The organism is Prevotella phocaeensis (assembly GCF_900065875.1).
Taxonomy (GTDB): domain Bacteria; phylum Bacteroidota; class Bacteroidia; order Bacteroidales; family Bacteroidaceae; genus Prevotella; species Prevotella phocaeensis.
In genome coordinates, this window is sequence record NZ_LT160621.1 from 1 (window position 1) to 10904 (window position 10904).

Below are 10904 nucleotides of genomic sequence, written 5' to 3' on the forward strand. Positions count from 1 at the left end.
AGGATATCACGAAATACCTAAAATGTCTGTATCAGAACGATCATACGTTAGAAAAATTGAAACACAAACGAAATGCATACGACAATTATAACCTAAAAAGAATATAAATGACAAAGCCGAATGTCATTCCTAACCTAAAACGCCGAACATATCCAAATAAAAAATAAATGGATAGAACAACGGATAGAATTTCGTACTACTTCTTCTGTCTCCTATGTAAATTAGTCAAAGAACTCTTGCAAATATAATCCCTCATCAGAGGAAAGCGACGGCAAAAGTAATACAAAAATATAAAAACACCAAATATTTGAACAAGAAAATGAAAAATGAAAGAAAAAAAAGAATATTAAAAACGAAAAACGAATATAAATATTACCTATAAATCGTGTAAAGCTATACTTTTATTCATATACTTCCTCTATCCCAAAATCGTTCTCAGGATCTTCACCTTTTAAACATGGATCATAATCTTTAGGTAAACCAAAAGATGCATGAAAATTATATCCTAAAGCATGATCTCTATACACCTTTTTCATATAATACGCCCAAATAGGAAGTGCCATTGTAGCTCCCTGCCCCATTTGCATCGAATCAAAATGTATATCTCGGTCTTCGCCACCAACCCAACAGCCACTTACCAATTCCGGGGTAATTCCCATAAACCAAGCATCAGAATTTCTATTTGTTGTTCCAGTCTTACCACCTATCTCTCCTTCTATATTATATTTATATCTTAATCTACCAGCAGTACCCCCATCAACGACAGCCTGTAGCAAAACAAGCATTTTATTCGCACTTTCGTCACTAATAACCTCATTCATTCTTGGTTGAAATGAAGCTATAACATTGCCCTCATTATCCTCTATGCGAGAAACATAAATAGGAGCTGTACGAATGCCGTGATTTGCAAAAACAGTATATGCACTTACCATTTCTGCAACAGAAACCTCACAAGGTCCAAGACAAAGAGACATAGAAGGATATATATCAGGATTGTTAATTCCGTAATCATGCAACAAGCTCACAAATTGCTGCGGATTTAATTTACTCATGAGGTATGCCGATATCCAGTTATTAGATTGTGCAAGTCCCCATTTTAACGTAACCATCTGCCCATACCTGCTATGACTTGCATTACGTGGTGTCCAAGGATGGCCGGCCACCATGTACGTATGTTGTACATTCGGGGCCTTATCGCAAGGAGAAAAACCATTTTCCATTGCCAAAGAATACAAAAATGGCTTGATAGTAGAACCAACCTGTCGTCTCCCTCCCGTTACCATATCATACATAAAATGAGAGTAATCAAGTCCCCCAACGTAGGCTTTCACATATCCCGTCTTAGGGTCCATACTCATAAATCCTGCACGTAAAAACGATTTATAATAACGTATAGAATCTATCGGCGTCATCGTTGTGTCAATATCTCCATGATATGTAAAGACTGTCATATCCACAGGAGTATGAAATGATTTTTTTATTTCGGCGTCTGTCGCACCTGATGCTTTCAAATTTTTATAGCGATCGCTTTGTCGCACAGCACGAGACATAATAGAATTTACCTCTGCCGAAGACAATAAATTTGTAAACGGAGCATTTACTTTTCTGCGATTTTCTCTCGAAAATGCCGGTTGCAGAAACTTTGCCACATGCCCATAAACAGCTTCTTCTGCATATTTCTGCATACGGGAATCTATAGTTGTAAAGACCTTCAGACCGTCTGTATAGACATTATAAGGGCTGCCATCTTTCTTAAAATTCTTATTACACCAACCATAGAGAGGATCTGATACCCATGCAATAGAATCGAGCACATATTGATTTTTATTCCATGAAGGATAATTAGCCTTTTCTGGAATTGTGGCCATCATGTACTGTCTTAAGAACTCGCGGAAATAAGTAGCACTGCCATCCTTATGATCTGTACGATGAAAGTCCAGCACAAGAGGTTTATCGCTATATTCATTGTATTCTGCACGAGATAAATATCCGGCTTTTTGCATTTGCATGAGAACCACATTGCGCCTCTCTGTACAACGTTCAGGATATCTTACAGGGTTAAAAAGAGAGGGATTTTTGCAAAGTCCTATCAATGTAGCAGATTCTTCTACAGTCAAGTCCGCCGGTTCCTTATTAAAATAGGTATTAGCCGCCGTCTTAATTCCTACTGCATTATGAAGGAAGTCGAAGTAATTCAAATACAAAGCGATAATTTCTTCTTTTGTATAATTCCGCTCAAGCTTTACAGCTATCACCCATTCGATTGGCTTTTGAAGAATTCTTTCCAATGTAGTCTTCGCGCTCTCCGAATATAATTGCTTTGCCAATTGCTGCGTTATGGTCGATCCACCACCAGCACTGGCTTGTCCCAATAAACCTCTCTTTACGATAGCCCTGCCTAACGCAATGAAATCTATTCCCGAATGTTCATAAAAACGTTCATCTTCTGTAGCAACCAATGCATGGACAAGATGCGGAGAAATCTTAGAATACGGTATGACAATACGATTTTCTTTGTTGATATTCCAAGTTCCCAATACTTTTCCATCAGCGGAATACACTTGCGTAGCAAATCTGTTGATCGGATTTTGCAAATCTTCGATAGGCGGCATATAGCCAATCCAGCCGAACCATATCGCAGTAAACGACAATACTCCGGCAAGCAATGCTACAATAAATACTCCCCAAAGAATATGTATAAACGCCTTTCTCATTCCGAGTTGCTAAAAAATATTTGGTGCAAAAATACAATATTCTTTTGAAATAAAGCATATAAACAAAAAATTATGACTATCTTAGCACACGAAATCGTAACATTCAACAAGATATAAATGGGAAAACATGATTTTGTGACCATTGCCGCTCTCTCTAAAGAAGAAATCATGTATCTGATAGAGATGGCACAAGAGTTTGAGAAATATCCTAACAGAGAACTACTTAAAGGTAAAGTGGTAGCCACCCTTTTCTTCGAACCATCCACCCGCACACGTCTTAGTTTCGAAACTGCAGCCAATCGGCTTGGTGCCAAGGTCATAGGCTTTTCCGATGCAAAAGCCTCAAGTGTCACCAAAGGCGAAACGCTGAAAGATACTATTCTCATGGTTAGTAACTATGCGGATATCATTGCTATGCGTCATTATATCGAAGGAGCAGCCCAATATGCAAGTGAAGTATCCCCCCAACCGATTATCAATGCCGGCGACGGAGCTCACATGCATCCTTCTCAATGCCTACTCGATCTCTATTCTATTTATAAAACTCAAGGCACTCTCGATGATCTTAACATCTATCTTATAGGCGACCTGAAATATGGACGCACGGTACATTCTTTAATCACCGCCATGCGCCATTTCAACCCGACTTTCCATTTTATTGCACCCAAAGAGCTGGCTATGCCTACCGAATATAAGATATATTGCAAGGAACACGGCATAAAATATCAAGAGCACACTGCTTTCAATGATAAAGTAATAGCCGATGCAGACATTCTATATATGACTCGTGTGCAGAAAGAACGCTTCTCCGACCTGATGGAATATGAACACGTCAAAAACGTATATATCTTGAAAAATGAAATGCTGCATGCCGCCAAACCCAATATGCGCATCCTTCATCCGCTTCCACGTGTTAACGAAATCGCCTACGATGTAGACGATAATCCACATGCCTACTACATACAACAGGCACAAAACGGCCTCTATGCGCGAGAAGCCATTTTCTGTTACTGTCTCGGAATTACATTAGAAGACATCAAACAAGACAAAACTATTATTCATTAATCGAACATGGACAAGAAAGAACGTTTGGTTGCTGCCATCGAGAACGGTACGGTCATTGATCATATTCCTGCCGAAAAAACTTATCAGGTAGTAAACTTACTGAGTTTACAATACCTCGATACTCCCGTTACCATAGGCAACAACTTCATATCCAGAAAGGTTGGAAAGAAAGGAATTATTAAAGTTTCCGACAAATTCTTTACCAACGAAGAGATCAGCCGCCTCTCTGTTGTTGCCCCAAAAATTGTGCTCAACATCATTAAAGATTATGAAGTTGTGGAAAAAAAGACGGTCGAAACTCCCAATGAACTTCGCGGTATTGTAAAATGCAACAACCCCAAATGCATTACAAACAACGAACCTATGGATACTGTTTTTAACATCGTCGACAAAGACAAAGGCATTCTTAAATGCCACTATTGCGACACCGAGCAAGATATAAGTAAGGTAGACTTATGCTAAGTCCCCCCCCTTCCAGAATACTATAATATGCACTAAGTAATATAACAAATAACATTTATAATCATGCAAAGAGATCAAGAGATTTTCGATTTTATCGAAAAAGAACACCAGCGCCAACTAAAAGGCATGGAATTGATTGCGTCTGAAAACTTCGTAAGCAATGAAGTAATGCAAGCAATGGGCAGTTATCTCACAAATAAGTATGCAGAAGGGCTTCCCAGAAAGCGTTATTACGGCGGATGTCAAGTGGTAGACCAAGTTGAAGAATTGGCACTCGAGCGGGTTAAGAAACTATTCGGTGCCGAGTTCGCCAACGTACAGCCCCATTCCGGTGCACAGGCAAATGCCGCTGTATTGCTTGCTATCCTGAAGCCCGGCGACACTTTTTTAGGCTTAAATCTTGATCACGGAGGTCACTTATCTCACGGAAGCCGCGTCAACACATCCGGCATTCTTTACAATCCCATAGGTTACAACCTCAACAAAGAAACCGGCCGTATAGATTATGACGAAATGGAAAAACTGGCTCACGAACACAAACCCAAGCTTATTATCGGCGGAGGTTCGGCTTACAGCCGCGAATGGGATTACAAACGTATGAGACATATCGCCGACGAAGTAGGAGCGCTCCTGATGATAGATATGGCTCATCCGGCCGGATTGATTGCAGCCGGACTGCTCGAAAATCCGGTTAAATATGCCCATATCGTAACTTCTACTACGCATAAGACACTACGCGGGCCACGCGGAGGCATCATCCTAATGGGGCAAGACTTTGCAAATCCTTGGGGACTTACGACCAAAAAAGGCGAACTCAAGATGATGAGTCAACTGATCAACAGTGCTGTTTTCCCCGGTACACAGGGCGGTCCATTGGAACATGTCATAGCTGCAAAGGCCGTAGGTTTCTATGAAAACCTGCAACCCTCTTGGAAAGAATACGCAACACAGGTGAAACTCAACGCCTCTGTCCTTGCACAAGAACTTACAGATCGCGGTTTCACCATCGTTAGCGGAGGCACAGACAATCATTCTATGCTCGTAGACCTTCGCACAAAATATCCCGATCTCACAGGTAAAGTGGCAGAAAACGCCCTTGTTGCAGCAGACATTACGGTAAATAAAAATATGGTTCCTTTCGACACCCGCTCCGCATTCCAGACAAGTGGCATCCGTCTTGGTACAGCAGCCATGACCACTCGTGGTGCAAAAGAGAATATGATGAAACTTATTGCCGAACTGATAGAAGAGGTTCTCAACGATCCTGAAAACGACCGGTCGATTGCCCATGTACGCCAAAAAGTAAACGAAACGATGAAAGATTACCCTCTTTTCGCATATTAAAGAGACACTCATAACAAGAAGAGAATTGGGAAGTTACCCCAATTCTCTTTGCTTGTTCTTATCGCTCTTATTCAGAATAAATGGTACAGTATATTATAATAGGATTTGTTTTATGCCTTTCCATCGGTTATGCCGGCTATCGCATCTACCAAGCCATACGCCATGCCGACGACAAATGCTACGGATGCAAGGGCTGTGCCATACACGATCAACTTCTTTTACAACAAGGTAAAGGCAAGAGAAAACCGAGTTGCTACCATAAAAAGTAAATAAAAATTTGGTTGGCACAATATTTTATCTTATCTTTGCACACGCATTAAGCACCATGGTACCTTGGCCGATCGGTTAGGTAACGGTCTGCAAAACCGTGTAGGGCAGTTCGACTCTGCCAGGTACCTCAACAAGAAGGGAATTTCTCATGAGGAAATTCCCTTCTTGTATATCAATACTCCCGTTCCTATTCTTTCCGTTACTGCTTGAAAAATGAACAATCTTATAACCGTATCAGCAATTTATTATTCTCACGAACTTTATATTCGAATAACACGAGTACAGCGGATAACAAAAAATATTACGAATGATAGAATTGCCAAAAGCGCCTTGTCTTCCAATCGATCATAACCGAGAATTACAAAAACTGCTCCGAATAAAACAAGTTTACGTTATAAATATTATAGTTGCACAAATGCTCTATCCGCCTTATATATACGATATAAGACGGATAAAACGATGGTGTGTGTTTATTAAATATCTTATTCAGCAAACACACTACTTCTTTTTCAGCAATTTAAGATACTTACCGTAACCCTCTGACTCCATCTTATATTCGGGAATAAAACGTAGCGAAGCACTGTTGATACAATAACGCATGCCGCCCGTTTTAGCAGGACCGTCGTTAAAAACATGGCCAAGATGCGAACCGGAACGCTTGCTTCTTACCTCTGTACGAACCATACCATGAGAACGATCGGTAATTTCAACAAGCAAAGAATCGTCAATCGGCCGCGAAAAAGCAGGCCATCCGCAGCCACTGTCGTACTTGTCAGAACTAATAAACAGTGGCTCTCCGCTCACGATATCCACATAGATACCTGAGCGAAACTCGCCATCGTATTCGTTATCATAAGGGCGTTCGGTAGCCGCATGCTGGGTTACCTCGTACTGCAAAGGGGTAAGTTTTTTCCTTAACTCCTCGTCTGTTGGCTTTTCGAACTTCATATTTCCGTTTAAATTCATATTCTTTTCGGTTTTGTTATCCTTTGCAACAGAGCAACTCATAAGAAACAAAGCTGCCACACTCATCGATAGTTTTAGTACATTACACTTCATAATATATAATTTTAATAATCCTGAAACTTACTATTTCTATAGTCTATTCCTGCTCTTCTCCATGCAAAATAGGAAGTGCGATATGATACTTTACAGCCAAAAAGCGTACAAGACAGATAATAACAAAAGTGACAACGGCCACAATCCCTACGCTGAACCCTGCATACATGAGTAACCAATAAACAAGACCGCCGAGAATGCTCGCCATGGCATATATCTCTTTATGAAAGATAACGGGCTCGTTGTTAAGAAGCACGTCGCGGATAACGCCTCCGGCCGCCCCGGTAATACATCCCATAACGATAGCCACCCAAAAAGGGTGCCCACATGCAAGCGTTTTCTGTAGTCCGGCAATGGTAAACAATGCTAACCCCAACGTGTCGAAAGCAAACCATGCGTTATCGAGACGCTTTAAAGAACGAGAAAACACAATAACGAATATCTGTGCAAGAACCGTACAGATGATATAAATAGAAGAAGTCATCCAAAAAGGTGTTACGCCCAACATCACATCACGAATAGTACCGCCACCTATCGCAACAGCAAAACCACACACAAATCCACCGAACCAATCGAAATGCTTTGCCGCAGCATGACGTATTCCAGATATGGCAAAAGCAAAAGTTCCCACGAACTCTATTACCTGCTGTACGGTATGAACGATTTGGATATCTTCGTAGAACATCTATTTATTGACAACGTTTTGTGGTACTCCGTCTACAAAAGCTCTCACATTAGCCACTGCAATATTCACTAATCTTCGGCGTGCCTCAATGGTCGCCCATGCCACATGAGGCGTAAGATAAGCGTTGGGTACTCCGAACAAAGGGTTATCCTTTGATGGGGGTTCTGCACACATTACATCGGCCCCATAGGCTGCCAAGTATCCCGAACGGAGTGCATCGGCCACGTCCTGCTCGTTCACAAGCGGACCGCGAGCGGTATTAATGAGAATAGCACCGCGTTTCATCTGCTTCAGACTGTCTTTATTTATCATTTCGCGCGTAGATTCGGTAAGCGGACAATGCAATGTAAGAACATCACTCACGGCAAGTAGCCCCTCCATCGTTGTCTTCCGAATGCATTCGGGAAGATCGGAAGCATTCTTGCTCGTAAAAGCATACACATCCATCCCGAACTCATGAGCTATACGGGCTACTCTACAACCGATATCACCAAGTCCGACAATACCGATTGTTTTTCCTGCAAGCTCATGAAACGGCATATCCCAATAACAGAAATCGGGGTTGCGGCTCCATCTTCCTTCACGTATCTGCGCAGTATAATGCTCTACCCTGTTCGTGATAGTAAGAATATGTGCAAAGACCATCTGCGCCACACTGTTTGTACTGTATGCCGGAATATTACAAACAATGATACCACGCTTCTTGGCCGCATCGGTATCTATAATATTATAACCCGTTGCAAGTACTCCTATATATTTCAGTTTCGGCAGTTTATCCAATACATCCGACCGCAACGTCACCTTATTGGTAAGTATAATATCCGCTTCTCTGGCACGTTCCGCGATATTCGCTTTCGATGTGCGGTCATAAACCGTAAGTTCCCCAAACTCTTCCAATGCTTCCCACGAGAGGTCGCCGGGATTTGCACAATGACCATCCAATATTACAATTTTCATCTGATAAAATTCCTTTTTCCTTTAACATTATTCATTAAACCTGTCACCCCAACACCGACGCATCTGTTGAAATAATTTCTCTTCCGACGGCGAATGCTGCGGATGCCATATTCTGGTATCTTGCAAATCATCAGGCATATATTGCTGTACCACGAAGTGATCGGGAAAATCATGACTATATTTATAGCCGTCATGATAGCCCAACTGCTTCATAAGTTGTGTCGGTGCGTTACGCAAATGTAAAGGCACAGGCTGATTACCCGTTTCTTTTACAATGCTGAGGGCCGTATCTATTCCCAAATAAGCAGAATTACTTTTAGGACTGGTTGCCAAATAAACTGCCGCTTCAGCAAGCGGAATACGCCCTTCGGGCCACCCTATCTTCATTACAACATCAAAAGCTGCATTGGCAAGCAACAAGGCATTAGGATTTGCCAAGCCTATATCTTCGGCGGCACTGATAACAAGTCTTCTTGCTATGAATTGCGGATCTTCCCCACCTTCGATCATCCGAGCCATCCAATAAAGTGCTGCATCCGGATCGCTACCACGGATACTCTTGATGAAAGCAGAAATAATATCGTAGTGCATTTCACCGTCTTTATCGTATGCGAGCGGGTTCTGCTGAAGACGGTTTGCCACCATCTCGTCGGTAATTTCGATAGTTTCACTATTCGCAGACTCTACAACAAGTTCCAAGATGTTCAGCAATTTACGGGCATCGCCGCCGCTATACCGAAGTATTGCTCCGGTTTCCTTTAATAGAATATGCTTTTCCCGCAATTCTATATCCTGTGTAACAGCCCTTTCAAGAAGATGCAGCAAGTCTTCCTTTTCAAGAGATTTCAATACATAGAGCTGGCAACGCGAAAGCAAAGGTCGTATTACCTCGAACGAAGGATTTTCGGTCGTGGCACCGATCAGCGTTACAACGCCCCGCTCTACGGCACCGAGAAGAGAATCTTGCTGCGACTTGCTGAAACGATGTATCTCATCTATAAACAGAATAGGTGAAGCCGTATTGAAGAATTTGTTGCTTTTGGCACGTTCGATGGCATCTCGAACGTCTTTTACGCCACTCGTTACGGCGCTAAGGGTATAAAATGGGGTTTCCAATTTATTTGCAATAATCTGTGCAAGCGTGGTTTTCCCTACCCCCGGCGGTCCCCATAAGATAAACGAAGATACACGGCCGGCATCGATCATCTTGCGAAGTACCGCCCCCTCTCCTACTAAATGCTGTTGCCCCACATACTCGTCAAGCGTGCGAGGACGCATTCTCTCTGCTAATGGTTCACTCATGTTGCAAAGATACATAAAAGATTGATGATTGATAGATAGCATATATTGTTTTTTTATTTCATTTATTTTTTCTTGCAAAAAGTTTGCGAATTAAGAATTAAGTACTTACATTTGCAGCATAAAAATATAGAAAAACGAACAAGAAACAACGAAACAACACTATTTAAAAAACAATTTAACACCGCTTACCAATTGCAACAGTTTTGAATTAAGCATTTAAAAAGATATGAAACAGCAAAAAGTTTTAACTCTAAAGACATTGACTAAGAGCAATGTATGGGATATTCAGGAAAACGACATCTTCCGTATGTGGGAGGCAGCAGAAAAAGACGCCGACCTTAAAGGCAACATGCGTCATTATGTAGATATCATTCGTAGCGCATTCGATATCGAAGAAATAAAAATAGACAAACCCGAAGTGGTTGCCAAATACGAGGAACGAGGGTTCAAGACCGGACTGGTACGCATTGATGACTCTGCAAAAGTCCGTTGGGCAATCAAGAAACGTCCCATCATGCGCGTAACCGATCTTACCTACGAGAATATACGCCATATCTCTGCGACCAAGCTTATCGAAGTGTTGGAACGTAATTTCGGCGGCGGTTGGGAGTCGCTTTCGCAAAATATTCAGGATATTATTACGAGCGGTTTCGACATAAGTACGACTACACTTCCAAAAGACCGTCTTCACAAATCGGGAGGAACGTATGAGAAAAAACTAAACGATGGTTTCGAAGTTCTGGAGATACCCAAGGGTTCATGGGTAGAAGCAATCTTTGCCAAAGAAAAACCTGAGTTTGAAAAACCTCGAATGAAATTCGAATCTGAAGGAGAGGAAAAGGAGCAAGACTCCAATATACCTGAAAATGAAGGCGAAGAAGAATTGAACAAAATAACGGAGAATGATACAGAAGATGAAGATGATGATACTTTTGATGAAGATAAGCTGACCGAAGAAAGCTATCGCACAACTTTCGATACAGAACCGGAAGACTTGAATATGGAGGCGGAAGATGTCTCCGATGAAAACGATGAATATTAATTAT

At 41.6% G+C, this 10904-nt stretch carries 10 protein-coding genes and 1 tRNA gene; 6 read left to right on the forward strand and 5 right to left on the reverse strand.

Features of this window, described 5'->3' with window-relative positions; all coding sequences use genetic code 11:
• Nucleotides 1-401: 401 nt before the first annotated feature.
• On the reverse strand, nucleotides 402-2714 hold the full coding sequence (locus BN3912_RS02405; protein ID WP_023984564.1) for a transglycosylase domain-containing protein: 2313 nt from the start codon (nucleotides 2712-2714) through the stop codon (nucleotides 402-404).
• 117 nt (nucleotides 2715-2831) lie between these two features.
• On the opposite strand from BN3912_RS02405, the gene pyrB reads away from it, so the two are divergent.
• From pyrB to BN3912_RS12150, 5 genes are all read left to right on the forward strand, one after another.
• Nucleotides 2832-3779: an aspartate carbamoyltransferase gene (gene pyrB, locus BN3912_RS02410; protein ID WP_023984563.1), complete on the forward strand. Its 948-nt coding sequence runs from the start codon at nucleotides 2832-2834 to the stop codon at nucleotides 3777-3779.
• A 6-nt stretch (nucleotides 3780-3785) separates the two neighbouring features.
• A complete protein-coding gene (locus BN3912_RS02415) occupies nucleotides 3786-4241 on the forward strand; it encodes an aspartate carbamoyltransferase regulatory subunit (protein WP_023984562.1) in 456 nt (151 codons plus the stop codon).
• 63 nt (nucleotides 4242-4304) lie between these two features.
• Nucleotides 4305-5585 (forward strand): serine hydroxymethyltransferase, encoded by a 1281-nt coding sequence (glyA, locus tag BN3912_RS02420; RefSeq protein ID WP_023984561.1) that lies wholly within the window; start codon nucleotides 4305-4307, stop codon nucleotides 5583-5585.
• Nucleotides 5586-5665: 80 nt separating this feature from the next.
• Complete coding sequence (locus BN3912_RS02425; RefSeq protein ID WP_036859705.1) at nucleotides 5666-5854, forward strand: hypothetical protein; 189 nt, start codon at nucleotides 5666-5668, stop codon at nucleotides 5852-5854.
• A gap of 58 nt (nucleotides 5855-5912) precedes the next feature.
• A tRNA-Cys gene (locus BN3912_RS12150) sits at nucleotides 5913-5983 on the forward strand.
• Nucleotides 5984-6353: 370 nt separating this feature from the next.
• Here BN3912_RS12150 and msrB read toward each other — a convergent pair.
• Genes msrB through BN3912_RS02445 form a run of 4 tightly spaced genes read right to left on the reverse strand, consistent with a single transcriptional unit; the run spans nucleotide 6354 to nucleotide 9858 of the window.
• Complete coding sequence (gene msrB, locus BN3912_RS02430) at nucleotides 6354-6914, reverse strand: peptide-methionine (R)-S-oxide reductase MsrB (RefSeq protein WP_023984560.1); 561 nt, start codon at nucleotides 6912-6914, stop codon at nucleotides 6354-6356.
• A gap of 43 nt (nucleotides 6915-6957) precedes the next feature.
• Nucleotides 6958-7599 carry a trimeric intracellular cation channel family protein gene (locus tag BN3912_RS02435; protein WP_023984559.1) on the reverse strand — a complete coding sequence of 214 codons (642 nt, stop codon included), beginning with the start codon at nucleotides 7597-7599 and terminating at the stop codon, nucleotides 6958-6960.
• The gene (locus BN3912_RS02440; protein WP_023984558.1) at nucleotides 7600-8556 is read right to left on the reverse strand and encodes a D-2-hydroxyacid dehydrogenase; all 957 of its coding nucleotides are present in this window, start codon (nucleotides 8554-8556) and stop codon (nucleotides 7600-7602) included.
• A 27-nt stretch (nucleotides 8557-8583) separates the two neighbouring features.
• Entirely contained in the window at nucleotides 8584-9858 is a 1275-nt protein-coding gene (locus BN3912_RS02445; protein ID WP_036859702.1) for a replication-associated recombination protein A, read from the reverse strand.
• Nucleotides 9859-10084: 226 nt separating this feature from the next.
• On the opposite strand from BN3912_RS02445, the gene BN3912_RS02450 reads away from it, so the two are divergent.
• Entirely contained in the window at nucleotides 10085-10900 is an 816-nt protein-coding gene (locus BN3912_RS02450) for a hypothetical protein (protein ID WP_023984556.1), read from the forward strand.
• Nucleotides 10901-10904: the final 4 nt, after the last annotated feature.

Coding starts and splice junctions, on each gene's coding strand:
- BN3912_RS02405 (WP_023984564.1), bottom strand. CDS start 2,714: ATGAGAAAGGCGTTTATACATATTCTTTGGGGAGTATTTATTGTAGCA.
- pyrB (WP_023984563.1), top strand. CDS start 2,832: ATGGGAAAACATGATTTTGTGACCATTGCCGCTCTCTCTAAAGAAGAA.
- BN3912_RS02415 (WP_023984562.1), top strand. CDS start 3,786: ATGGACAAGAAAGAACGTTTGGTTGCTGCCATCGAGAACGGTACGGTC.
- glyA (WP_023984561.1), top strand. CDS start 4,305: ATGCAAAGAGATCAAGAGATTTTCGATTTTATCGAAAAAGAACACCAG.
- BN3912_RS02425 (WP_036859705.1), top strand. CDS start 5,666: ATGGTACAGTATATTATAATAGGATTTGTTTTATGCCTTTCCATCGGT.
- msrB (WP_023984560.1), bottom strand. CDS start 6,914: ATGAAGTGTAATGTACTAAAACTATCGATGAGTGTGGCAGCTTTGTTT.
- BN3912_RS02435 (WP_023984559.1), bottom strand. CDS start 7,599: ATGTTCTACGAAGATATCCAAATCGTTCATACCGTACAGCAGGTAATA.
- BN3912_RS02440 (WP_023984558.1), bottom strand. CDS start 8,556: ATGAAAATTGTAATATTGGATGGTCATTGTGCAAATCCCGGCGACCTC.
- BN3912_RS02445 (WP_036859702.1), bottom strand. CDS start 9,858: ATGAGTGAACCATTAGCAGAGAGAATGCGTCCTCGCACGCTTGACGAG.
- BN3912_RS02450 (WP_023984556.1), top strand. CDS start 10,085: ATGAAACAGCAAAAAGTTTTAACTCTAAAGACATTGACTAAGAGCAAT.